The organism is Dehalobacter sp. CP (assembly GCF_047652685.1).
Lineage (GTDB): Bacteria > Bacillota > Desulfitobacteriia > Desulfitobacteriales > Syntrophobotulaceae > Dehalobacter.
Map to the genome: position 1 here is coordinate 498,192 of NZ_CP157399.1, position 23,702 is coordinate 521,893.

Annotated in this window: 23 protein-coding genes; 13 read left to right on the top strand and 10 right to left on the bottom strand. The window is 46.6% G+C overall.

Annotated features, from left to right (window positions below; all coding sequences use genetic code 11):
- Position 1 precedes the first annotated feature (1 nt).
- The 4 genes from hydG to hydF are packed head-to-tail and all read left to right on the top strand — an operon-like array spanning position 2 to position 5,192.
- Entirely contained in the window at positions 2-1,453 is a 1,452-nt protein-coding gene (gene hydG / locus AAH944_RS02580; protein ID WP_415536216.1) for a [FeFe] hydrogenase H-cluster radical SAM maturase HydG, read from the top strand.
- 9 nt (positions 1,454-1,462) lie between these two features.
- Positions 1,463-2,551, top strand: coding sequence for a [FeFe] hydrogenase H-cluster radical SAM maturase HydE (gene hydE, locus AAH944_RS02585; RefSeq protein ID WP_415536218.1), 1,089 nt, complete (start codon positions 1,463-1,465; stop codon positions 2,549-2,551).
- Complete coding sequence (locus AAH944_RS02590; RefSeq protein ID WP_415536220.1) at positions 2,542-3,957, top strand: aspartate ammonia-lyase; 1,416 nt, start codon at positions 2,542-2,544, stop codon at positions 3,955-3,957. Before hydE ends, AAH944_RS02590 begins: the two co-directional genes overlap by 10 nt.
- On the top strand, positions 3,945-5,192 hold the full coding sequence (gene hydF / locus AAH944_RS02595; protein WP_415536222.1) for a [FeFe] hydrogenase H-cluster maturation GTPase HydF: 1,248 nt from the start codon (positions 3,945-3,947) through the stop codon (positions 5,190-5,192). Before AAH944_RS02590 ends, hydF begins: the two co-directional genes overlap by 13 nt.
- 70 nt (positions 5,193-5,262) lie before the next feature.
- On the opposite strand, the gene AAH944_RS02600 is transcribed toward hydF, so the two are convergent.
- From AAH944_RS02600 to AAH944_RS02610, 3 genes are all read right to left on the bottom strand, one after another.
- Positions 5,263-5,931 (bottom strand): DUF6320 domain-containing protein, encoded by a 669-nt coding sequence (locus AAH944_RS02600; RefSeq protein ID WP_415536224.1) that lies wholly within the window; start codon positions 5,929-5,931, stop codon positions 5,263-5,265.
- Positions 5,932-5,957: 26 nt separating this feature from the next.
- The gene (locus tag AAH944_RS02605) at positions 5,958-7,241 is read right to left on the bottom strand and encodes a hypothetical protein (protein WP_415536226.1); all 1,284 of its coding nucleotides are present in this window, start codon (positions 7,239-7,241) and stop codon (positions 5,958-5,960) included.
- Positions 7,242-7,321: 80 nt separating this feature from the next.
- Entirely contained in the window at positions 7,322-8,248 is a 927-nt protein-coding gene (locus AAH944_RS02610; protein WP_415536228.1) for an alpha/beta hydrolase, read from the bottom strand.
- 149 nt (positions 8,249-8,397) lie between these two features.
- Here AAH944_RS02610 and AAH944_RS02615 point away from each other — a divergent pair, with 149 nt between their 5' ends.
- A complete protein-coding gene (locus AAH944_RS02615; protein WP_015043828.1) occupies positions 8,398-8,916 on the top strand; it encodes an HD-GYP domain-containing protein in 519 nt (172 codons plus the stop codon).
- Between the two features lie 124 nt (positions 8,917-9,040).
- Here AAH944_RS02615 and AAH944_RS02620 read toward each other — a convergent pair whose 3' ends face one another.
- The 3 genes from AAH944_RS02620 to AAH944_RS02630 form a co-directional block, all read right to left on the bottom strand.
- Positions 9,041-9,184 (bottom strand): hypothetical protein, encoded by a 144-nt coding sequence (locus AAH944_RS02620; protein ID WP_015043827.1) that lies wholly within the window; start codon positions 9,182-9,184, stop codon positions 9,041-9,043.
- Between the two features lie 19 nt (positions 9,185-9,203).
- A complete protein-coding gene (locus AAH944_RS02625) occupies positions 9,204-9,398 on the bottom strand; it encodes a hypothetical protein (RefSeq protein ID WP_019226797.1) in 195 nt (64 codons plus the stop codon).
- Positions 9,399-9,710: 312 nt separating this feature from the next.
- Positions 9,711-10,034, bottom strand: coding sequence for a nucleotide pyrophosphohydrolase (locus tag AAH944_RS02630; RefSeq protein ID WP_415536231.1), 324 nt, complete (start codon positions 10,032-10,034; stop codon positions 9,711-9,713).
- A gap of 125 nt (positions 10,035-10,159) precedes the next feature.
- On the opposite strand from AAH944_RS02630, the gene cdaA reads away from it, so the two are divergent.
- From cdaA to glmS, 5 genes are all read left to right on the top strand, one after another.
- On the top strand, positions 10,160-10,987 hold the full coding sequence (gene cdaA, locus AAH944_RS02635) for a diadenylate cyclase CdaA (protein ID WP_015043824.1): 828 nt from the start codon (positions 10,160-10,162) through the stop codon (positions 10,985-10,987).
- A complete protein-coding gene (locus tag AAH944_RS02640) occupies positions 10,974-12,221 on the top strand; it encodes a YbbR-like domain-containing protein (protein ID WP_415536233.1) in 1,248 nt (415 codons plus the stop codon). The genes cdaA and AAH944_RS02640 overlap by 14 nt, the downstream gene beginning before the upstream one ends.
- 11 nt (positions 12,222-12,232) lie before the next feature.
- Positions 12,233-13,840 carry an NAD(P)/FAD-dependent oxidoreductase gene (locus tag AAH944_RS02645; RefSeq protein WP_415537748.1) on the top strand — a complete coding sequence of 536 codons (1,608 nt, stop codon included), beginning with the start codon at positions 12,233-12,235 and terminating at the stop codon, positions 13,838-13,840.
- Between the two features lie 84 nt (positions 13,841-13,924).
- Positions 13,925-15,271, top strand: a complete 1,347-nt coding sequence (glmM, locus tag AAH944_RS02650; RefSeq protein WP_415536235.1) for a phosphoglucosamine mutase — start codon at positions 13,925-13,927, stop codon at positions 15,269-15,271.
- Between the two features lie 719 nt (positions 15,272-15,990).
- Positions 15,991-17,820: a glutamine--fructose-6-phosphate transaminase (isomerizing) gene (glmS, locus tag AAH944_RS02655; RefSeq protein WP_415536237.1), complete on the top strand. Its 1,830-nt coding sequence runs from the start codon at positions 15,991-15,993 to the stop codon at positions 17,818-17,820.
- A gap of 170 nt (positions 17,821-17,990) precedes the next feature.
- Here the strand turns inward: glmS and AAH944_RS02660 are convergent, their stop codons facing one another.
- On the bottom strand, positions 17,991-18,980 hold the full coding sequence (locus AAH944_RS02660; RefSeq protein WP_019226803.1) for a sigma-54 interaction domain-containing protein: 990 nt from the start codon (positions 18,978-18,980) through the stop codon (positions 17,991-17,993).
- Positions 18,981-19,167: 187 nt separating this feature from the next.
- Between AAH944_RS02660 and AAH944_RS02665 the strand changes: the two genes are divergently transcribed.
- Entirely contained in the window at positions 19,168-19,521 is a 354-nt protein-coding gene (locus AAH944_RS02665) for a hypothetical protein (RefSeq protein ID WP_415536239.1), read from the top strand.
- Positions 19,522-19,780: 259 nt separating this feature from the next.
- Here the strand turns inward: AAH944_RS02665 and yedF are convergent, their stop codons facing one another.
- The 3 genes from yedF to AAH944_RS02680 form a co-directional block, all read right to left on the bottom strand.
- Positions 19,781-20,119, bottom strand: coding sequence for a sulfurtransferase-like selenium metabolism protein YedF (gene yedF / locus AAH944_RS02670; protein WP_019226805.1), 339 nt, complete (start codon positions 20,117-20,119; stop codon positions 19,781-19,783).
- A gap of 105 nt (positions 20,120-20,224) precedes the next feature.
- Positions 20,225-20,455 carry a DUF3343 domain-containing protein gene (locus AAH944_RS02675; RefSeq protein WP_415536242.1) on the bottom strand — a complete coding sequence of 77 codons (231 nt, stop codon included), beginning with the start codon at positions 20,453-20,455 and terminating at the stop codon, positions 20,225-20,227.
- Positions 20,452-21,594: an aminotransferase class V-fold PLP-dependent enzyme gene (locus AAH944_RS02680; protein ID WP_415536244.1), complete on the bottom strand. Its 1,143-nt coding sequence runs from the start codon at positions 21,592-21,594 to the stop codon at positions 20,452-20,454. The genes AAH944_RS02675 and AAH944_RS02680 overlap by 4 nt, the downstream gene beginning before the upstream one ends.
- Positions 21,595-21,931: 337 nt before the next feature.
- Here AAH944_RS02680 and AAH944_RS02685 point away from each other — a divergent pair, with 337 nt between their 5' ends.
- Both AAH944_RS02685 and AAH944_RS02690 read left to right on the top strand, forming a co-directional pair.
- Positions 21,932-22,825, top strand: coding sequence for an RluA family pseudouridine synthase (locus AAH944_RS02685; protein ID WP_415536246.1), 894 nt, complete (start codon positions 21,932-21,934; stop codon positions 22,823-22,825).
- A 304-nt stretch (positions 22,826-23,129) separates the two neighbouring features.
- Entirely contained in the window at positions 23,130-23,699 is a 570-nt protein-coding gene (locus AAH944_RS02690; protein WP_415536248.1) for a LemA family protein, read from the top strand.
- The last annotated feature ends 3 nt before the right edge of the window (positions 23,700-23,702 follow it).

Consider the following 23,702-nt stretch of genomic DNA (forward strand, 5'->3'; position numbering starts at 1 on the left):
TATGAATTTTTTTGATAAATATCAAAAGGAATTCGAGGAGTACGACAAGCTTGACCATGATTTTATTAACGACGACAAGATATGGGAACAGCTGAACAAATGGCACAACCCGTCTAGAGAAGACGTGCGTCGCGTGCTAAAAAAAGCGGAGCAGTGTGTACGGCTCGAGCCGGAGGAAACAGCGATTCTTATCCAAAACAAGGATGAGGATACGATACAGGAGATGTATGAACTTGCCCATCAGCTGAAAGAAGAGGTTTACGGAGACCGTATCGTGTTTTTCGCGCCGCTTTATATCAGCGATGAATGCGCGAACAACTGCAAATACTGTGGTTTCCGCTCAAGCAACACGGCGATGCACCGCAAAACGCTCAGTATGGATGAAATCGAGCAGGAAGTGCGGATCATGATAGAAGAAGGCCAGAAACGTACTGTACTCGTTTATGGCGAATCTCCCGCAACCGAAGTGGATTTCATGTGCGATACGATCAAAAAAGTCTACAGCGTAAAAGCACAGCACGGTGAAATCCGCCGCGCAAACATTAACTGCGCGCCGCTCACCGTCGAAGAGCTGAAAAAACTTCAGGAAGTCGGTATCGGCACGTTCCAGGTCTTTCAGGAAACCTACCACCATGAAACTTATCATAAAATACATCCGGCCGGGACCATCAAGGGGCATTACCGCTGGAGACTTTACTGTATGGACAGGGCACAGAAGGCCGGCATCGACGATATTGGACTCGGCGTTTTGTTTGGCCTGTACGACTGGCGTTTTGAGGTCATGGCCCTTTTATACCATACCATTCATCTGGAGGAAACTTTCAACGGTGTGGGACCGCACACAATCTCATTCCCCAGAATTACTTCGGCAACCGGTACGCCGTTTTCCGATCACCCTGAGTATGCGGTCAGCGACAGCGACTTCAAAAAACTTGTTGCCGTCTTGCGCCTGTCCGTCCCATATACTGGCATGATTTGTACTGCACGTGAACCGGAAAAAGTGCGCAGGGAGGTAATCTCGTTTGGGGTTTCACAGATCGATGCTGGAACGCGCATTGGCGTCGGCGCTTATGCACAGTCCAAGGATGCAAACCAGCTTCCCGACAAAGAGCAGTTCTCCATCGGCGATTCGCGTGCACTGGATGATGTTATCGGCGAAATATGCGATATGCAGTTTATCCCCTCTTTTTGCACGGCATGCTACCGTGCAGGCCGTACGGGAGAACATTTTATGAAGGTCGCAAAATCCAGGTTCGTACATAACTACTGCATACCGAACGCCATTTTCACGCTGAAGGAATACCTGCTCGACTATGCGTCGGATGAAACAAGGGCCAAAGGCGAAAAAGTTCTCAAACAGCATGTCGAGCGGTTTAAAGGTGATCCAGCCTACGACACGATACTTGAGAATTTAAAGCGGCTGGAAAAAGGCGAACGTGATTTACGCCTGTAGGAGAAGTCTATGGATTTAAGTCTAAAAGACCCGGAAGGGTTCTCAAAATGGATGAATTCAGCAGTAAAAAAGGAACTTTCCGATATTATCCGGTATTTTTTTGAGGAAGCAACGGCAGAAGAATGGTCGGTGATGTCCTCTTATGCAAATGAGCTGCGGGAAAAATATTATGGCAAAAAGGTTTACTTTAGGGGGCTGATTGAGTTTTCCAGCTTTTGCAGGAACGATTGTTTCTACTGCGGACTTTGCAGAAGCAACCGAAGTGCCAAAAGGTACCGTTTGACGCCGGAGGAAATTTTTGATTGCTGCCGGACGGGCTATGATCTGGGTTTTCGCACCTTTGTGCTGCAAAGCGGCGAAGATAAGTATTTTACAGACGCGCGGCTGTGTCACACCATATCAGGGATCAAGGAGTTTTTTCCGGATTGTGCGGTGACCCTTTCAATGGGAGAGCGAAGTTTCGCTTCCTATAAATACCTATTCGATGCCGGGGCTGACCGGTACCTTCTGCGTCACGAAACGGCCGATGAGGCCCATTACGTCAAACTACATCCGTCGGAACTCAGCTTAAAAAATCGCAAACAGTGCCTATATCATCTAAAGGAAATCGGCTATCAGGTCGGAGCCGGCTTTATGGTGGATTCTCCTTTCCAGACCTTCGATACACTGGCGGAGGATTTTCTGTTTCTGAGAGAACTGAAACCCCAAATGATCGGCATCGGTCCGTTTATTCCGCAAAAGGATACAAGGTTCCGGGGTTATTGCACGCCGTCCTCCAGTCGGACATTGGCCCTGCTGTCCCTTATCCGGATCATGCTGCCGAAAACCCTTCTGCCTGCTACTACAGCGCTCGGCACCATCGACCCCCTGGGGCGTGAAAAAGGACTAAAGGCCGGTGCCAATGTCGTCATGCCCAATCTTTCCCCGGTTAAGTACCGCAGGGATTATGCTTTATATGATAATAAAATCTGTACCGACGAAGAGGCGGCCGAATGCCTTTCCTGTCTTGCACGGCGTATTACGTCGGTCGGTTATATACCTGATTTTTCACGCGGGGACTATATAGACTTTTTAGGGAAGGATTCATCATGCGGATAGAACAAGACATGCTGGGTGAGATGCAAATCAGTGACGGCGCGTATTATGGAATTCACACGGCGCGCGCGATGCAGAACTTCAAAATTACGGGCGTGCCGATTCACGCCGCGCTGGTTGACGCACTGGTATGCGTCAAAAAGGCCGCGGCAATTACAAACCGCGACATCGGCGCTTTGGACGGAAATATTGCGGGCGCGATCATAGCGGCATGTGACGAAATCCTTTCGGGTGCACTGATGGATCATTTTGTTGTTGACTGCATGCAGGGCGGAGCGGGCACCTCCGCAAATATGAATGCAAACGAAGTGATCGCGAACCGTGCCATCGAACTGCTTGGCGGACGCAAGGGCGACTATACCCTTGTTCATCCACTGGATCATGTAAACTTTCATCAATCGACAAACGACGTGTTTCCAACCGCAGTGCGCATCGCTGCTATTCGCCTGCTTATGCCTGTTACGGAGCAGTTTGCCGCGCTGCAAACCGCGCTTCAGGATAAGGAAGAGGAATTCTCCGATATCTTAAAGGTAGGCCGAACGCAGCTTCGGGACGCAGTTCCCGTCACGCTCGGTCAGGAATTCGGAGCGTGGGCACAGGCCGTTTCACGCGATCGCTGGCGGCTTTATAAGGCGGAGGAACGGCTCCGGCAGGTCAATATCGGAGGAACTGCCGTGGGAACCGGAATAAACGCCTCCAAAGCTTATATTTTCGCAATGATCGAACGTCTGCGGGAGCTCACGGGAATCGGCTTGGCACGGGCTGAATACATGATGGACCCTACGCAAAACTGTGACGTATTTGTCGAGGTTTCCGGCCTTTTGAAAGCGGCGGCGGTCAGCCTTACAAAAATTGCGAATGACTTACGGCTTTTGTCCTCGGGTCCGTGCGCGGGAATCGGCGAAATTGTTTTACCCGCCATACAGGCCGGCTCCTCGATCATGCCGGGCAAAGTCAATCCAGTGATGTGTGAAGCCGTAAATCAGGCAGCTTTTCAAATCATGGCGGACGATATGGCGGTAACTCTGGCGGCACAGGCGGGGCAGCTTGAATTGAACGCCTTTTTGCCCCTGATTGCAAAAAACCTATTTGACATGCTTGATCTGCTTGGGTCTGTTCTTCCCCTCTTCATCGGCCGTTGCATCAGAGGAATTCAGGCTAACAGGGAAAGCTGCCTGCAAAAACTGAACGATAGCTTTACCCTGGTAACGGCTTTGAGCGGATACATCGGGTATGACAAAGCGTCCGAAGTTGCTGCCCTGTGTCGAAAAACAGGCAAATCGGTAGGGGAAATCGTGCTGGAACAACACCTGATGGACAAACAGATGCTGAATGAAATTTTAAAACCAGAACGGCTTACGTCACCCGGAGCCGCAATGGAAAAGGAGAAAGGGCAATGGAAAATATGAACGCAACACCTATGGCAAGCCGGTTTGCTATAGGGCTTTTCGGAAAGAGGAATGCCGGGAAATCCTCTCTTATCAACGCTATCACCGGGCAGGACATTGCGATTACTTCCGATGTGCCGGGGACGACGACGGATCCCGTTTATAAGGCTATGGAGCTTTTGCCGATCGGGCCGGTCGTATTGATTGATACCGCAGGACTCGATGACGTGGACGGACTTGGAGCGCTACGTGTTGAGAAAACCTATGAAGTTTTGCGGAAATGTAACCTCGCAATTGTTGTCGCTGATGTACAGTTAGGCATCTCGGAGTTTGAGGTAGAATTTATAGAACAACTCAAACGACGAAAGATTCTGGCCGTTTGCGTACTGAATAAATGCAACAAAGGAGTGCCTGACGCAGGCGAGCTTGAGAAGCTGAAAGAGCTTGCCGGGATCCCGCTGATATGCGCAAGCACAATAAACGGATTTGGGATTGATGAAATAAAAAAGCAAATCGTTGCAAATTCTGGACTTGAGGATGCGGAACCGGCGTTGGTCAGCGATTTGATCCACGCGGGCGACATTGCCGTACTAGTGACACCCATCGACAAGTCGGCTCCCAAAGGTAGGCTGATACTTCCTCAGCAGCAGATGATCCGCGATATCATCGAAAGCGATGCGATGGTGATCGTAACAAAAGAGCACGAGCTCAAGCTGACGCTCGAACGTTTAAAGACGCCCCCCGCCATCGTGATTACGGATTCACAGGCCTTTCTTAAAGTGTCCGCGGACACCCCTCCCGGGATTCCCATGACATCGTTTTCAATTCTGTTCGCACGGCAAAAGGCGGACCTCGCGGAAATGGTGCGGGGTGTCAGGCGCATTGAAAAGCTGGCCCCTGGGGACAAGGTTCTCATTGTCGAGGGTTGTACCCATCACCGTCAGTCGGACGACATCGGTAAAGTAAAAATCCCGCGCTGGATACACCAGATCGCGGGCGGAGGAATTGAATTTGAATGGGCAAGCGGCGCCTGTTTTCCAAAGGATATCTCCGGATATGCCGTGATCATCCACTGCGGCGGCTGTATGTTGAACCGCAGGGAAATGCAGTACCGCGTGCAAAAAGCGCGGGAATGTGGCACATCAATCACGAATTACGGAATATTGATTGCATACGTAATGGGCATTCTCCCAAGGGCATTAAGGCCCTTTCCCTCCGCAAGTCTGGCTTTGGAAGAAGTTGAGCCGATTAAATAAGCAAACATTTAACATGAATTGGAATGCGGACAACTTATATCCAACCCGGGGGCTACCGGCGACAACCTTGTTAAATATGCATGCGTTTGGCTAGTTCTGCCTTGATATTTTCCCCTTGAAAGATCAGGATCGCAGACAGGAATATGATGCTGACGGCAACAGAGATTACAGAAGGGTATAGCACATGAATCCAGTCAAACAAGAGGAATATTACCGGAATGATGCCGAGAAGACCATCTAACAGAAAATAAGTAATGTAATCCCTGGCCCTGAGCTTCATAATTTTCGCTGTTACATACAGCACGAACATAGCGGAAACAAACAAAATAGGAACAACAAAGTCTAGGGACCAGCCCCGCCAGCCGGTTCCCCAGTCCCAGACAACACTAAGAAAAGATAAAATGGTTACCTGCCACATGATATTCTTGGTAATATGATGTCTTTTCTTAATGACGATAATCAAACTCAGCCACATGCTGATGAGACCGAATAAAGCAAAAACAGGCCAGTTTATACTCGAGGGAAATAACGCATAGACCACAAAACTGACGACCAGAGCAACGACAGAGGCAAAAATCATAATCCGCAGGGCTAGGTGCCGTTCATAGAACGGAGGAACCACCGGATAGATTTCCTGCTGACCGCAGGCACCATCGTCTCCCGGCAGAATATTTCCGCATAGGGGACAATCCTTTTTATTACCGCGTACGCGGACCTGGCAGTGGCTGCAATATTGCATAAAGATGATCCTCTCTGTTTACTCAATTAAAGATTGCTTGTAATTTCAATGTCGATGCCTTTTTCCGAAAGGAACTCAAAAAAAGTTCGTTGGATTTCAGTTTCCCGGAAGGGTGAACTAAAACTCACAGACAGCCTGTCATTGTAGGAGCATATGCTGATATGAGGCATCCTAGCGCTGCTGCAGAGGCTAAACTGCCGAATATAGCGTTTGAATTCCTCTGGAAGCAAGATTTGACCAATATTCGTTATTGCCGCAGTGATCCCCCTGTCAGCAATTTTACTGGCCAGGCGCAGCGAATAATCCTTGAAAGGTAAAGGAATAATCCGGGTAAGAAGATTCTTTTCAATTGACATTAATTGATTTAAGTGTTGATTTAAGCTTTCTGCAGTAAGCTCTTTTCGAAAGTCCTCGCTTACGCCTCGAATCACGTCTTGAAAATCGAAGCTTTCTTGACCAAAGGCATAACCAATATTCATCGTGCTAAAAAAATTTCTGGTTGTTTCAGATTGGAAAAAATTCCGCAAATTAATCGGGACGGACAAAACGACGGGATCATTCTTCGTGCGTACAGGTCTTTCTTTATGTAGGGCATAAATAAACAAGGCGGCAATAAAAACAGTCAAAGTAGCATTATATTCATGTGCTAATCCCAAAGCTGCCTTGGCAGACATCGAACCTTCGATTACTTTCACTTTGTTTTCATCCAGCCTGGTTCCACGGATGCGATAAGTCCGGGCCGTTTTTGCTTTGTTCGGGTTATCCATCAGCTTCAGAATATCTAGATCCCGGCCTTCAAAATACCTGCCGAAACTGTCATCCATTTTTTCGCTGATCGAGGCGTTTGGCTTGAATTCAGGGATTTGGTCCGCAGAGGCTTCCTTATGCCGCAGCCGGATATACTGATAGACCAGGGTTCTCATGAACCAGAGCGCCCCAGTACCGTCAGATAAAGCATGAAAAATTTCCAGATTGATTCTGTTGTGGTAATAGGACACCCGGAAAAGCAAATTCTTTCTGTCATCAAGATAGATCGGAGCACAGACCGGATCAGACTCCCTTTCAACTACCGGATGCAGGTCGCTGGTCTGAAAATAATACCAGAATACGCCTTTCCTTAAGACGGATTTGTAAAACGGAAAATAATCCATCGTAATATTCAGGGCTTCCTGCAACATTTCAGGATCTACAGCGTTATAGAGTTCACAGGCCAGCCGGAATACTTTCGTGTCTTTATTGCTGCATGTTGCCGGAAAGATCTTAGAGGCATTATCCAGTCTAGTCCACTCAACGCTCTTTCGCTGTCTCATTCGATCACCTTTCTGATATCGTACTATGTTAATCCTAAAATTAGAATATTGAGAATCTGCTCGTCATCATATTATAATTTTTAGGTTGACAATGTACTGTCATCTAAAAAAGAATTAATCACCTTATAGCATGTGATGAGGTGCTCCGTGTTCCATGCTAGCGAGAAGAAACCATGAACCGCGTCTTTCATTCGGTATATCCTGACATCGTTGCCGGATTCCCTCAGACGTATTCCATAAGCCTCCCCCTCATCGCGGAGTGGGTCAAATTCAGCCGTGATAATCAGTGTCTGGGGCTGATTCGATAAATCTTTGGCTAAGAGTGGTGCCGCGTAAGGGTTGTTGCGGTCTTCTTCTCTTTGAACATATAGATCCATATAATCCTGAATGCGTTTGGCAGTTAATATATAATCTGTACCATTCTCCCGTATAGACGGAAATGGAGAGCTTGGGCTATGATCAATATAGGTTGCGGGATAGATGAGTATTTGACGGGGGGGCAGAAATTCACCCCTGTCTCTGGCCATTAAAGACACGGCTGCTGCCAGATTGCCGCCCGCACTGTCCCCAATCAAGGTAATATCCTTGGGACTGCATTGCAGTAGATCATGGCGTAAGGATAACTCCCTGGCAACATGATAACATTCCTCAATGCCGGCTGGGAAGGGGTTTTCCGGCGCTAAAAGATAATCTACGGAAATAACCGTATGATTGGTCTGATCCGCCATTTTGGCACAGACATTGGTGTAGGAATCAATATCTCCAGTAACCCATCCTCCGCCGTGAAAGAAGATTAGAACTCTGGGGATTTCTTGGTTTTCAGGACGAAAAATCCGCACCGGGATTTCTCTTGAAGCAACAATGATCTTATGGTCCAATAAATTGTACAGCGGCTTAAAATATGGATGTACAACCTTCTGGACTTTCCGGTAGATCTTATAGGTCTTCTTAATATTTACATCCGGATAGGACAGTGCTTTTAAAAGCCTTTTTCTGAAGCGTTTCATTGAACGACCTCTCTTTCTCTGTGCTATCCTATCCTGATTCCATTATAATCGAAAAACGCAAGTCTATCGATTATAATTCCACATTCGCTGGCGGCAATTTGTTCCCTTATTTGATGCTTGTCCATATACTGATGAAGGGGGGGATTGGAATGAATGATCCCTGCGATTTGAACCATCAGATAAGGACACAGCGTCTGGCCCTCCAAATAGCGAGGAATTTAGGTATTGTCAAGGAGGAACAATTAAAGCCAATTAGTATTGCTTCACGACTTCACGATATTGGGAAAATAAGCATCCCCTCAGACATTCTCCTGAAACCCGGAAAATTAACTGATTCAGAATTTGCGGTGATCCGGATGCATCCCGAAATTGGTTGTGCGGCAATATCTAGGGTCAATTTCCCATGGCCGATCGCTGAAATCATTCTTGAGCACCATGAAAATATGGATGGCTCGGGGTATCCCCGCGGTTTAAAGGGGCAGGAAATACGATTTGAAGCCAAAATTATCAGAGTTGCGGATACAATCGATGCGATGGCAAGTGATAGAGCATACAGGGCAGCCCAGCCGAAGCAGGAAATCATTTCGGAGTTAAACCGCGGAAAAGGACTCATTTATTGCAAGGAAATCTGCGAAGCTGCGATAGCCTATCTGACAGCCGAATCATAATGAAATAATAAAAAAATTCAAAAATAATAATTAAAATGAAGAGAAAATAAGCCCAAAGAAATACCAGACAGCATGTATTATCTGGTTTTTTCTTTGGGCGAATCTTTTGCCGGGCAGCTGGTTCTTACTTGCTTTTTTTAAAAGCCAATAAGACCAGTTCTTCATTGTTTGCTTTGTATTGAGAATTCAGGGTTGATTCAGTTTGTTTGACCTGATTCAGCTGAGTCTGATCAAGTTGGGCAAAATCCATATGCATGACACTGTCCACGGCTTAAGACCTCCTTAAATTAAAAGCGGTGTTCATATAAGTCAATCCCGCCCAATATCATATGGGCTAGACCAAACCCGATGATTCCTGCACTGATTAAAGGATATACTTCCCTTTTGTTCATACCGTTTTTTTTCATATCTTTGACCCTTAAGGCAACACCGGCTGCTGTGACTGCAGTTCCTAATGCGCTGGGTATCAAGCCTTCCCGCATCGTCATTCCCTCCTAAATTAAAATTCTATCTTTAGCTTTAACCAATTTAGCAAATTTTATTAGCTGTCTTTAAATGAAATTTTTTGACAATTGATAGAATCTCTAACTTAGATAGAAAAATACCCCTGCGTCCAGGGGCATTAGATAAGTTTGCGCCAAGTCTAATTAAATATGTATCTCAGCCTACTTTAGCATAATAAAATATTGATGGTCAATAGATTTTGCCAAGTACTGGGTATGGTGAATAAAAAATATTTTACTAATTACAGAAAAAGGTATAAAATGGTACTTGTTGTAAATGCGCCCGGCTAGTCATTCCGGCTGTTTTCTGGTCCAGCGGTTGCTATCCCGGAGACGGTATTTTTCCATCATTCCTTCAAAGGATTTTTCAAGGTCTATCTGAAGCGAATTGGCCATACATATGATGATGAACAGAATGTCGGCCATTTCCAACGCAAGATCACCCTCCTGCTCGGACGGTTTCTTGGGTTTTTCTCCGTAACGATGATTAACCTCTCTGGCCAGCTCGCCAACTTCTTCGATCAGCCGGAGCATCATCGAAGAGGGCTGCCAGTAACCTTCTTCAAATTGGGAAATCCAATTATCGACTTCTTTTTGCCAATCTTTGATATCCATCGCGAACAGTACTCCCTTGCAGTTTATTGTAAGTTCAATTTTAAGGGAATTTTTCCTGTCGGGCAAGGAATTTAGGGATTAATGTAGAATCATGATCCATTGATCTATTTTTAAGGAGTGAGACAGTGGCATATCTGCAGACGTTTGCACAAATGGTTCAATGGAAAGATTTCGTAGATATTGTCGTTGTCGCGATCATTATCTATCAATTGCTTATGTTGATTAAAGGAACAAGGGCCGTCCAATTAATCAAGGGTCTTTTTGTGTTTATGGTCATCTCTCTGATTGCGAGGCAGCTTGGTCTGACGACGCTGAACTGGATGGTGGAAAAAGTCTGGACCATGCTGGTTGTTGCGCTGCCTGTCGTTTTTCAGCCTGAGTTAAGAAGGACCCTGGAACAGATTGGTAGAGGTAAGTTTATTACCATGCACCCGGCGACAACCGGACCTGAGGAGTATAAGAAGCTGATCGAGGAAATTGTCAGGTGCAGTCAGGTTTTATCGCAAAGCCGTATTGGCGCTTTGATCGTCCTTGAAAAAACAACCGGGATTCAGGAATATGTTGAGACCGGTGTTAAAATTGATGGGGTTGTCTCTTCAGAGTTCCTGGTTAACCTATTTATTCCAAAGTCGCCGCTCCATGACGGCGCGGTGATTATCCGTGGGGACAGAGTTGCGGCTGCAGGTTGTTTTTTACCTTTGACCCAGGATAATGGACTGCAGAAGGATTTGGGGACCAGACACAGAGCTGCTTTAGGGCTTTCAGAAGTATCAGATGCGCTGGTTATCATCGTATCTGAAGAAACTGGTGTCGTTTCTACGGCAAAAAACAGCAGGCTCACCCGCTTCCTCGATGAAAAGAGCCTCCGCGATCTTTTAAAGAATGAGATCCTGGTCGAAAAAGCTTCCGGGCACAATCTGTTCCGAAGAGGTGACAACAATGCCAATACGTGATATTTTACGGCGAAACCTTGGATATAAAGTGATCTCTCTGGTCCTGGCGATTGTTTTCTGGGTATGGCTGACCAGCCAGAATAATTCCTCGATTTTTTCAAAGAATATTGATACCCGGCAGCTGGTGTTTTACAACCAGCCCTCCAATATTGGGATCATATCGCCGGTTCCGACGATTACGATCCGAATTGACAGTTCCTCCCAAGAAAGCAGTGTCAAAGACCTGGTTGCTTATGTCGACCTCAAAGACGCTGTAGCCGGGGAATCCACCTATGATGTTCAAATTAATGCACCGCAAGGTATAAAAGTTGTAGAAATCAGTCCGAAAACAGTGACATTAAAGCTGGATCGGCTTGAAGACAAGATTGTCAAGGTTCAGGCCAACGTTAAGGGTGAACCGGCTTCCGGCTATGAGGCAGGCGAACTGTTATTCACTCCTTCCGTGGTGAATGTACGGGGACCTGCATCGGTCCTGGCCAACCTTACAAGCGTCACCGTCGATGTAGAATTTACAGATCTCACAGAGAGCAAAAGTGTGGTTAGGCCGGTCTACTTTACTGATAACCAAAATGCAGGGATTTTTGACGCGAATCCGTACCCTACACTGCAGGCTTTTCCCGATACTGTTGAGGTAATCATGCCGGTATATGCAAAAGGGACGGCGAGTAAAACTGTGCCGCTCCGGGTGGCAACTAAAGGGACACCTGCGGATGGAATGGAAGTACGGCTCGTGACTCCGCTTCCGTCACAGGTTCAGCTCGTTGGTAAAGAGGAAGAACTTAAAGCGGTCGAATATTTAAATCTTGGGACTGTTGATATCAGCGGAATTACCAGCACCAAAACCATTAATGTTTCCCTGAATTCAATTGTTTTGCCTAAAGGAGTGTCTTTCAGTAAGGGAACCAAAATCAGCGTCATGGTTTATGTCGGTGCCAAAGCGGAGAATGAGATCCTGAAAGCGATACCGGTCGGGATTAAAAATATTCCCGACGGACTGACTGCTGATAACATTCAGCCGATCGATGTCACGGTCAGCGGATATCCGGATATTCTTAAAGCGCTGAAACAAGAGGATATTTCCTGTTGGATAGATGCTAAAGGCCTGAAAGAAGGGACATACTCCGACGTATTGGTACTGTGGGAAGTCCCATCTGGGGTGACAATGGTTAGCATACCCAAAGTGCAGCTTGTTCTGAAGGCAAGCACAGCAACTTCCGGAGATAATAAAGAATAGAGTTGGATAGATTGAATCTGATTTGGTCGGATCTAAAGCTGCCTGTGGACCAGGACGAGGGGGAACTGCCGTATATTCTGGCCCGCAGATTAAGAGTGTCACGCGAAAAGATCAATAACCTGCGGATACTACGGCGTTCTGTTGACGCACGCCAAAAGCCGGAGCTTTTTTTTGTTTATACCGTTGAGTTTTCTGCGCAGATTTCCGGTCCGGAATTAAGAAAAGCAATGGTCCATTATCCGCGGCTGAAAGAAAAAGTGTTTGTCCCGGAGCACCCGCTAAATGGCTACCCGGCGTCCAAACTTGCTTTCCGGCCGATTGTGGTGGGGACAGGACCTGCCGGATATTTTGCTGCGTTGGCCCTGGCCCGGAAAGGCTACAGGCCGCTGGTGTTGGAACGTGGAGACAAAGTTGAAGACAGAAGCGGAACAGTTGAACGCTTTTGGAATACAGGAACCCTCGATCCGGAGAGTAATGTCCAATTTGGGGAAGGCGGTGCCGGGACATTTTCCGATGGCAAGCTGACCACCCGGATTGATGACCGAAGAGTACGGGAAGTATTGGAAAGTTTTGTGGAATTCGGAGCCAGCCCCGAAATTCTGTATGCGGCCAAACCACATATCGGAACCGATATACTGAAGAAGGTCGTCGCGGCAATGCGGGCTAAAATTGAAGCTTTGGGCGGTGAGGTGCTCTTCCGGACCAAAGTGACCGGTTTGAAGACCGTCAACAATCAACTGGAGGCTGTGGAGATCGATGGCGCGGAGACGATCCCGGCTGAAACGGTGATTCTAGCAGTCGGACATAGTGCGCGGGACGTTTATCAGTTCCTGAAGGTTCTTGGCGTGCAGCTAGAAGCGAAGCCTTTGGCGGTCGGCCTGCGAATCGAGCACCGGCAGGAATATGTCAACCTGACTCAATATGGGGGCCCTTTCCACGCTCGGCTAGGTCCGGCAGACTATCAGCTGACCTATAAAGATATAAGCAGCGGCCGAGGCGCTTATACGTTTTGCATGTGCCCCGGCGGACAGGTGATTGCGTCTTCTTCCGAAGACGGAGGGATCGTCACCAATGGGATGAGTAACTTTTCCAGGGACACTGCCATTGCGAACAGTGCGGTTGTTGTGACAGTCAGTCCGAAGGACTTTGCTTCTAGCGACCCATTAGCAGGGATTGATTTTCAGAGAGAATGGGAGCAGAAGGCTTTTCTGGCCGGAGGAAGGAATTACTGGGTACCCGCTCAGTCGGTACAGGATTTTTTGCGGAATCGGCTGACTAAGGAATTTCCGCTTGTACCGACGTACCGGCCGGGATATACATCGGTGGATCTGCATACGATTTTGCCGGATGAAATCGGCTGCGTGCTCAAGAGAGCCCTGCTGGCCTTTGATCAGAAAATGAAAGGTTTTGCCGGTGTCGAGGCCACACTTTCTGGAATCGAATCCAGAACGAGTGCACCTGTCAGGATCCTGCGCAATGAATCAGGCCAGTCCGTAAACCTGAAAGGTCTGTTTCCGGCAGGAGAAGGAGCTGGGTACGCCGGCGGGATCACCAGTTCGGCGGTCGATGGACTCAGGGCTGCCGAAAAATTGATGGCGCAGTATGCGCCCAAAGAGTAAGAAAAGTTGGAAAGTCCAAAAAAATAAACCAATTTACAGTATATATAACCTTAAGTTGACTGGAAATGAAAGGGGAGCTTGAATTTGGCCAGACTTTTTGGAACGGATGGAGTCAGAGGAAAAGCAAATACGGAGCTTACGCCGGAGCTTGCTTTCAAACTTGGAAAAGCAGGAGCCTACGTTTTGGGAAAAAGGCAGGAAAAAGCCAAAATTGTCATTGGCAAGGATACCCGGATATCAGGAGATATGTTGGAGGCAGCGCTGGCAGCAGGTATTTGTTCGATGGGAGTCGATGTACTGAAGGCTGGAGTCCTTCCAACGCCGGGCATTGCATTTTTGACGCGGACGTTGGAAGCAAGTGCCGGTGTTGTCATTTCGGCGTCGCATAACCCTTATGAGGACAACGGTATTAAATTTTTTGCCGGAAGCGGATTCAAACTTTCGGACGAGTTGGAAGATGAGATTGAAGATACACTGAAGAGGATTGATGAGCTGGAATTACCTTCAGGCGGTGACATTGGCAGCATTGTGGAAGTCGAGAATGCGTCGGAGAAATATGCCGCATTCCTGAAAAAAACCTCCGTATCCCTGAAAGGGCTTAAAATCATTCTGGATTGCGCCAATGGCGCGGCTTATGAAGTGGGCCCAAAAGTACTGGCCGATCTCGGTGCTGAGGTCATACCACTCTATAACCAGCCTGACGGGATCAATATTAATGTTCACTGCGGTTCGACGCATCCGGAAGCGCTCGCTAAAGAAGTCCTGCAGCATGGTGCGGATCTCGGGCTGGCCTGTGACGGAGACGCGGATCGGATCATTGCTGTTGATGAGAACGGCAATATTCTTGATGGCGATGCGATCATGGTGATCTGTGCGCGAGCCCTGAAAGACAAAGGGAAGCTGGCCCATGATTCGCTGGTTGTAACCGTGATGAGTAACATGGGACTGCATAAAGCTCTCCGCAAAGCTGGCATCCGGATCCTTGAGACCAAGGTCGGGGATCGCTACGTCATGGAGAGACTGCTGGAATCTGGCGCAATCCTCGGTGGGGAACAGTCCGGCCACCTTATTTTTCTGGAACACAATACGACGGGTGACGGGCTGCTCTCTGGTCTGCAGCTGTTGTCCGTAATAAAAGAGAAAAAAGCCAAGCTGTCCGAGCTGGCCAAACAAATGAAACGATTCCCGCAGGTCCTGGTAAATACCAGCGTCGGTAATAAAGACAAGATTATGCAGAATGAGCAAGTGAATCTGAAGGTCAGAGAGGTTCAGGAAAGCCTGGGCGAGGACGGCAGGATCCTTGTTCGTCCGTCCGGTACGGAGTCTCTGATCCGGGTCATGCTGGAAGGACCGGACCAGCAGGAGCTAACCAGGCTGGCTGAAGAAGTCGTCAAGGTGGTCAGGATTGTCGATCAGAATGACCTTGGCTGAAAAGGGTTAGAACCCTTTGACGGAAAATGTAATAGAATAAAAATGTAATAGACCGGCACCAACCAAGTTTTCTTTCAGATAATCTTCAGATGATCTTGAGAAAATAAGTCTGTACCTATTTTCTCATATGGATTATAATAGGAAAGTCGGAAGCATTGCTGGTCTGTTACATTGATAGATAATTGACTGCTTATGAGGAGATGGTTGGGAAATAGGTCAGGGATTAAAAAATGAATAGTGGATGATTTTGACGGTTTACAGTATACAGTTTACACTGCGGATTTTTCCGCACAAAAAATGTAGCGCCAGAGCCCATTTGGGTTGACGAGGAAGAGGTTAATCGAAGTTTTCGGCGGGTGCCTCTCGGTGGCTTGTCATCGTTAGATTCGTTGCAAATCCGGAAAGCAATTTCCGGGACAAGAGCGGATCAAACAGGAAGAAGGTTTTCTTCGCGGAATCCCTTTAGTTGTCCGTACTTTCCTACGCCCGATTGCGAAGCAGTTGGGAAAGAAGTCACGAACAGGATTAAAAGGTCTTGACTTGTTTTGATTTGTCTTGCCTTGTTATATCTTCTCTCACTTTATGTTTGTATGTTAGAGATTTGTAGCCGTCCTTGACGGCTATTTTTTATGGCTGACGAAAATATAATGTTATAGACACGTCATGAATGAGACAACAACTAAAAAATTATTAAATTTTAAACGAGGAGAACAAAAAACATGTGTGGTATTGTAGGATATTTTGGAGAGAAATCGGCTGTTCCGATTTTGGTTGAAGGTCTAAGAAAGCTTGAATATAGGGGATATGATTCCTCGGGCATAGCGGTCATGGAAGAAGGCGGGATCCGGATCACCAAGAGTGTTGGGAAACTTGTCAATTTAGAGGAAAAGCTAAGCAACCGCACTTACAATGCAAAAATCGGAATCGGCCATACTCGGTGGGCGACGCACGGCAGACCGTCTGATGTGAATGCTCACCCTCATATGGACTGCCATGGAGACTTTGCCGTTGTACATAACGGAATTATTGAGAATTATCTTGAGCTTAGAGAATGGCTGACTGCGGAGGGACATCTTTTCCGTTCTGAAACGGATACGGAAGTGCTGGCTCATCTGGTCGAACATTTTTATAAAGGGGATCTCCAGGACGCAGTCAAAAAAATGCTGGCCAAGGTAGAAGGGTCCTATGCAGTCGTCGTTTTGAGCTATAAGAATCCCGATATTATGGTTGCAGCCCGCAAAGACAGTCCGTTGATCGTCGGTATTGGAGACGGAGAATATTTTGTCGCGAGCGATATCCCGGCTGTACTTAAATATACGAGAAAGACGTACATCATGGAAGACGGGGAAATGGTGACCGTCTCGGCCAAAGGTTTGAAGTTCTGCGATTTTACGACAGGCGAATGTATTGAAAAGAGTGTCTTTGAAGTCACTTGGGATGCTGTGGCAGCCGAAAAAGGCGGTTACGAGCACTTTATGCTAAAAGAGATTTTTGAACAGCCGAAGGCCCTGCGGGACACGCTGGCCGGAAGACTGAACCACGACCATGTTGTGCTGCAGGAAGTGGATCTTACCCCGAAAGAGGTTGCTTTATTCAATAAAGTAGCAATTGTTGCCTGCGGAACTGCGTATCATGCCGGACTGATCGGCAAAGGGCTAATTGAACACTGGGCCAAAATACCGGTCGAAGTCGATATCGCTTCGGAGTTCCGGTACAGAGCGCCTTTGATTGATGATAAAACCCTGGTCGTTGTAATCAGCCAGTCGGGAGAAACGGCCGACACCCTGGCAGCTTTGCGCGAATCCAAAAAGAAGGGAGCCAGAGTTATCGCAATCACCAATGTCGTCGGCAGCTCCGTGGCTAGGGAAGCACACGATGTGATCCACACCTGGGCGGGACCGGAAATTGCCGTGGCCTCGACGAAAGCTTATACGACTCAGATCGAAGGAATGATCCTGCTTGCACTTTATCTTACGCAGGCCAAAGGAACCATGCCGAAGGAATGGATCACCGAAATTATTTCCGAACTTGGCAAAATTCCTGATAAAGCGGAGATTATTCTCAAAGAAGGAGCTGAACGCATTAAGACCCTAGCCAGGTACTTTGAAGAAGTGAGCAGCGCATTCTTCATCGGGCGCGGCCTGGACTGGGCAGTTGCGCAGGAAGGTTCTCTGAAACTTAAAGAAATCTCGTATATTCACGCTGAAGCCTATGCTTCAGGTGAGTTAAAGCATGGCACGCTCGCGCTGATTACAGAGGATACACCGATCATCGCGCTCGCAACCCAGAGAGACCTGTACGAGAAAACGGTCTCGAATGTGATCGAGGTTAAGGCCAGGGACGCCAAGGTCATTGGGTTTACGTTTGAAGGAAATACCGATTTATACAAGTCGGTTAATGAAATATTCTATATCCCGGAGACTGTCAATGAGCTTGCTCCGATCTTAACGGTGATTCCACTGCAGCTTCTGTCCTACTATGTTTCTGTCGCCAGAGGGAACGATGTCGATAAGCCCAGGAACCTGGCTAAATCAGTGACGGTTGAGTAATATGAAGGGTATTTGGCAATCCTACGGAAGATACTGAAAAAGCCAGCCAAATAAAGTTATTTAGCAAAAAAAAGTAGCCCCCTGAATGCGGGCTACTTTTTTGCTCTCAACCTATTGCCGTTTTCCAACGGAAGCTCTATAACTAGGGCGTTTGCGTGTCCTGGTATATTTTACTTAAGACCATACTCCTTAATTTTTCTGTACAATGTTGATTTTGATAAGCCCAGCTCTCTGGCCGCTTCATCTTTGTTTTTGTTTTTACACAAAGCATGCATAATGGCTTCTTTTTGTATATCCCTTAAAGGCAGCGGGTCATTGCTTTGTGTTACACTCACGGTGGTTTGCCTGTGTTTGATTTCATTCGGAAGGTCTCCGATATTCAGTATGCCGTTTTTGGCTTTAAAGACCGCATACACCATCGCATTTTTTAACTGCCTGATGTTTCCGGGCCAGGTATATTCCACAAGCGCTTTATAGACCTCAAAACTTAATTTGGGTGGTTCACATTGTAGTTCTTTACTGATCTGATCCAAAAAATAATGCGCGAGCAGGAGAATATCCTTTCCTCTGTCCCGCAGCGGGGGGATGTCAATCGCTAAAACGGATAAACGGAAATATAGATCGCTTCGAAATGTTTTTTCCTGTACCATTTGAAACAGGTTCTGGTTAGTTGCGGCGATAAGTCTGAAGTTTACCGTGGTGTACTTGCTGCTGTTAATCCTGACGACTCTTTTGTCCTCGAGGACACGTAATAATACAGGCTGGACTTCCAAAGGCATATCCCCGATTTCATCCAAAAACAAAGTTCCACCATTGGCAGCCTCTATTTTACCGGGCTGACCGTTTTTGTTGGCTCCGGTAAAAGCTCCTCCTTCATAGCCGAATAATTCACTTTCAATTAAATTTCTGGGTATAGAAGCACAATTAAGGGCGACAAAAGGTCCTTCAGGACAATAATCATGATGAATTGCCTGAGCAAATATCTCTTTTCCTGTCCCGCTTTCACCATTCAGCAGAACATTATATGTAGACTTGCTGATATTCCTGGCAAAATCAATGGCCTGTACGATAGGCCGGCTTTTCCCGACAATGGCCTCAAAAGTATGAATGGTGTCATGATTAAGTTGAGATTGTTTTTCAATTCTTTCTTGAGATAACATGAAAATTCCGGCTCCTTTTATTTTGTCGATTAGATGCTTAGGGTCAATATTATCATTATCTGAAAATTATGTCAATTCAAATTTTACCCAGATGTTATAATCATCTATCAATAAAATTTGCCTTGTAAGACACTTAAGTAATATAATTATCTGGAAAAAGCTGTTACTGGGTAAGGAGGTTATCCCATTGTCAACCTATCATGCAGCGGCATGGATGGTGCCTGCAGAAAGCGGCCTAAAAAAGAAACATGTCCAGAAGGTGCTCGCGCTTTTGCCGGAGGACTGCGAACTGGTCCCGTTTGAGATTCATGGTAATAACTCCTCGGCGTATGGTTTTGCGACCATTGAGGTTATTGACGAAGAGGAAAACGGTCTGGAGACGATCGTCGATCTGCTGGAACCGCTTGTCGAAGACTGGACGGAGGATTCTTCCGACTGCACATTAGACTTGCCGGGCGGAAAGCAGACCTATATCGGCTGTGACTACCGTACAGTAATGGTTAGCGGAGTAGATCCGCAACCGCACAGTCATCATAATTAAAATCGTTTAAGAGTAACAAGATACAGATATTTGATTGAACAAGGTCAAGATCGTTGGCTATGCTGCGAAACCAATTGCTGAGCGGCTAAAGAAAAAGGAGGAAATCTGAATTCCTCCTCCTGAAGGATATTTTGTTAAAAACTCTGAAGGACCACTGAAAAATGGTGAGTTGGAACGTGCTGCCAACTGGGTGAAGCAAGTAATATCGTAAGTCATTTTTGCTTAAAAAGTATATTCCTGCGGTATAACTGAACGGACGTTACCCAAGGGTAATTACTTTCTCAGCCTCGGCCATAATATCCATATTCAGATACATGTTGCCGATTTCACCTACCTTGACCTGATCCTTAAGGTTGTAGAAGTCCAGGCAGATGCCACAGGCATAAATGGTAACCCCTTTATCGACTAAAGTCTTTAAAATGTTCAGAACTGGGGCATCTGCTGTGACCAGCTTGACGCCCTCGTGCAGGAATAAAATATGAGAGGGCAAATGGTCTCCCTCGCTCAGACTGTAGAGATAGGAATACATTAATTTCTCTCCTAGGATTTCTTCACCTTTACCGAAACCTTTACTTGTAACCAACAATACGTAACCCATAAAAAATGCTCCTTTCAATCCCCAATATTTATTTATACACAAAGACAAGAACCATTCATCTTAAATCCAAAATTTAACATGATCCCTGAAGCAAAAAAATAATCATCAATCCATACGGACAGCTTTGAGTGGGAGAATGTCATACTGCTCCAAATACGCTTCAACGCCCTGCTGGTCGGAGCAGGTGATCTGGATCGCGAGCCCGCAGCCCTGGTTAATTGAGGGAGGGATCGGTATCAAGACAAAAGGCCAGCTGCCTGAATTCAAAAGATCTTCTGCTTCAAGCGTCTGATGAACGGAACTGAAAACAAGGGCGACATTTTCCGAACTTGTCACATTGAACCTCCCAATATGGTGTTTAAAGCAGCCAATAACGCCGCTATATCTGACTCTGCTTGAGAATAATTGATACTGATGCGCAATGCTCCGCGATCAATGGTTCCGGCTGTTTGATGGGCTAAGGGGGCGCAATGCAGTCCCGAGCGGGTAACAATATCAAAGCAGCGGTCCAGCTCCAGAGCCACGCTATCAGGGGTATGATTCCGGAAAACACAGGACACCAGGCCGACTCTTGCATTGATGTCACGGGGCCCGAGAATTTGGATTTCCGGGATATGTTCCAATCCTTCAAGCAGGATAGACATCAGTTGAAGTTCATGGCTGCGGATATTAGGGAGGCCCTCATGCAATATGAATTCTACCGCAGCCCCGAGGGCCGCGATTCCCGGGATATTCCGTGTGCCACTTTCCATCCCTTCCGGCCAGATATCCGGTTGTTCAAGGGTCAGGGAATGAAGGCCTGTCCCTCCATAAATCAGGGGATTTAAAACAAGATCTGGCCTGGCATAGTATCCGCCAACCCCTTGAGGCCCCGACAGGCTCTTATGGCCGGTAAAGGCTAAAAAATCGATGTGCTGGTCTTCCACGTCAATTGGTATCACGCCGGCAGTCTGGGCCGCATCCACCATAAACAGGCAATGGTGCGCTTTAGCGATTTGCCCGAGCTGTTTGATCGGCAGAATCGTACCCAGCACATTCGAAGCATGCGTAAAACAAAGCAGGCGGGTATTGGGCTGAAAATTAGATTCCACGATAGCGGGATCCAAAAAACCCTCCCGGCTGCACGGAACAATTGTATAGGAAATTCCGCTCTTTTTGAGATATTCCAGCGGACGGACAACGGCATTATGTTCAAGGGAGCTGATCAGAACATGATCCCCAGTCTGAAGAAGTCCATGAAGTCCCACATTGAGCGATTCGGTGATATTCTGCGTAAAAACAATTCTCTCAGTACTTGCGATGCCAAACAAGCGGCTTAAAGCCTTTCTGGTATGAAAAAGCTCCCGCCCGGCGCGCAGAGAAGATTGATTGACACCGCGTCCGGCACTCCCTCCCTGACGCAGGACCCGGTCATGGGTTTCGTAGACCACCTCGGGTTTCGGCCAGGAAGTTGCGGCATTATCAAAATAAAGCAATTCCGTCTCCCCTTATCATATGGATTTAATATGACTTATTTTAGCATAGGGACATTGGATTTGCATCTTCTCCCGGCAGAATCTGCTATCTCTAATTCCGATCGGTCCTACTGTCAAGTATTTAAGACATCAATCGATGCCCGAATTCAATTGTCGTTTATAATTCAATTGATGCTCCGGAATTTAATCGATGTTCTGAATCTAATTGAATTATTATTAATCAAAAGATAAACTGATACCAGTATCATGGTACTATGGTTTCCTGTTAGACATCATTAAGCTCGCGGACAAAGGTAATGAAGGAAAGCATGGTCAAAAGACATGAGAGAGGGACCTTATGAAGAAATTCCAAACATTTCGGATTACGGAAGAACATCAGGGCTTGACTGTCGAGCAGTATTTGAAAAGTATTGTACAATGTTCCGGCAGAAAAATTCAAAAGTTGACCAGAGCAGGCGGAGTACGTCTCAATAAAAGAAATGCTTATCTTCAGAAAAAGATAAAAAGCGGGGACATCTTGGATGTTCTCGTTTTGGAAGATCAGTTCTTTGGGGTTAAGCCTGAGCCGGGATTGATTGACATTTTGTTTGAAGATCCGGCACTTATTATTTTATATAAACCAGCCGGCATGTTGGTGCATCCAGCAGGGCAAACAACCGGCGGAACGCTGGCTAACTATCTGGCGGAGTACTTTCGGGAAAATGGCGAGACAATTACCATTCGTCCTTTACACCGTCTGGATCGGGATACTACAGGCTGTGTGGTATTTGCCAAAGATGCACGAACCCAGTCTGAACTGGAAAAACAGTTACAGGATGGGAGGCTGAAAAGAAAATATTACGCAGTGGTCCGGGGAAGAATTGAGCCGCCATCCGGTTCTGTTGACGCATCGATCGGACCGCATCCAACGCTGCCGAACCGGCGGGCTGTTCATGATCAGGGGGAGCGTGCGCTTACCCATTACAATACAATCAAGACTTTTGAAAATTATTCTCTGTTGGAGCTTACCCTTGAAACCGGAAGAACGCACCAGATTCGCGTTCATCTCTCCTCACTTGGCCATCCTGTGCTCGGAGACAGAATGTACGGGAAGCGCTCCTACCTGATACCCAGACAGGCCTTGCATGCCAGATCCGTCTCGTTTTGCCATCCCGTGGACGGAAAGTTAATTGAAATACAGGCCCCTGTTTCGCCTGATTTGGAAAACCTAATCAGCCATCTTTCTTTATAGTTTTTGGGGAGTGACTTTTACCACCACCAGGTTCTGTAACGGTATCTCGGCCTGTATGCGCCAATGAAAAGGGGAAGTCCCAAAGGAAAACCGAAAAAGAACATGCTATTCACCTCTTTTTATATTGGTAAATATATCCATTTTTAATATATGTTCATAATGCCTAAAAATTATCTTGTCTATGATACCGGTCGTTTTGTTTCTTTATCCAAAAGGTAAAAAGGACAAAAGGATTAAGATGTTTCGAAAATTATGTTAAGATGTTCCTAAGATCAAAAAGAAAATTACTGAATGGGGGAGAAAAATGAAAAAGACAGCTATTGTATTGGGAATTATCCTGATTCTAATTATGATCATTGGAGGTTCTTTGATTGGCAGCTATAACAGTCTGGTGACTGCTGATGAAAATGTAAAAAGTAAGTGGAGCCAGGTCGAGAACCAGCTGCAGCGTAGAATGGACCTGATTCCAAATCTTGTGGCAACAGTCAAGGGATATGCTGCGCATGAAAATGAAGTGTTTACCGCTATCGCGGATGCGCGCTCAAAACTGGCCGGAGCCCAGACAATCAATGAAAAAGTAGCAGCGGACGATGAACTGAGCAGTGCCTTGTCTAGATTGCTGGTGATCGTTGAGAATTACCCGGATCTGAAAGCAAACCAGAACTTCATCGCCCTGCAGGATGAACTGTCCGGGACTGAGAACCGCCTGACAATCGCCCGTCAGGATTATAATGAGGCTGTTCAAACGTTCAATACTTCCATCAAGCGTTTTCCGAAAAATATTATTGCAGGGATGTTTAATTTTGAAAGCTACACTTACTACGAGGCTGAGGAAGGAGCAGAGAAGGCTCCGGTAGTAAACTTTGGCGAGTAGGAG

Bases quoted from the DNA above. Each gene is read 5' to 3' on its own strand.
- AAH944_RS02605 (WP_415536226.1), bottom strand. From the start codon at position 7,241: ATGAGACAGCGAAAGAGCGTTGAGTGGACTAGACTGGATAATGCCTCT.
- AAH944_RS02660 (WP_019226803.1), bottom strand. From the start codon at position 18,980: ATGTTATCTCAAGAAAGAATTGAAAAACAATCTCAACTTAATCATGAC.
- AAH944_RS02690 (WP_415536248.1), top strand. From the start codon at position 23,130: ATGAAAAAGACAGCTATTGTATTGGGAATTATCCTGATTCTAATTATG.
- hydG (WP_415536216.1), top strand. From the start codon at position 2: ATGAATTTTTTTGATAAATATCAAAAGGAATTCGAGGAGTACGACAAG.
- AAH944_RS02610 (WP_415536228.1), bottom strand. From the start codon at position 8,248: ATGAAACGCTTCAGAAAAAGGCTTTTAAAAGCACTGTCCTATCCGGAT.
- AAH944_RS02630 (WP_415536231.1), bottom strand. From the start codon at position 10,034: ATGGATATCAAAGATTGGCAAAAAGAAGTCGATAATTGGATTTCCCAA.
- AAH944_RS02625 (WP_019226797.1), bottom strand. From the start codon at position 9,398: ATGCGGGAAGGCTTGATACCCAGCGCATTAGGAACTGCAGTCACAGCA.
- glmS (WP_415536237.1), top strand. From the start codon at position 15,991: ATGTGTGGTATTGTAGGATATTTTGGAGAGAAATCGGCTGTTCCGATT.
- hydF (WP_415536222.1), top strand. From the start codon at position 3,945: ATGGAAAATATGAACGCAACACCTATGGCAAGCCGGTTTGCTATAGGG.
- AAH944_RS02685 (WP_415536246.1), top strand. From the start codon at position 21,932: ATGAAGAAATTCCAAACATTTCGGATTACGGAAGAACATCAGGGCTTG.
- AAH944_RS02590 (WP_415536220.1), top strand. From the start codon at position 2,542: ATGCGGATAGAACAAGACATGCTGGGTGAGATGCAAATCAGTGACGGC.
- hydE (WP_415536218.1), top strand. From the start codon at position 1,463: ATGGATTTAAGTCTAAAAGACCCGGAAGGGTTCTCAAAATGGATGAAT.
- yedF (WP_019226805.1), bottom strand. From the start codon at position 20,119: ATGGGTTACGTATTGTTGGTTACAAGTAAAGGTTTCGGTAAAGGTGAA.
- AAH944_RS02600 (WP_415536224.1), bottom strand. From the start codon at position 5,931: ATGCAATATTGCAGCCACTGCCAGGTCCGCGTACGCGGTAATAAAAAG.
- AAH944_RS02615 (WP_015043828.1), top strand. From the start codon at position 8,398: ATGAATGATCCCTGCGATTTGAACCATCAGATAAGGACACAGCGTCTG.
- AAH944_RS02640 (WP_415536233.1), top strand. From the start codon at position 10,974: ATGCCAATACGTGATATTTTACGGCGAAACCTTGGATATAAAGTGATC.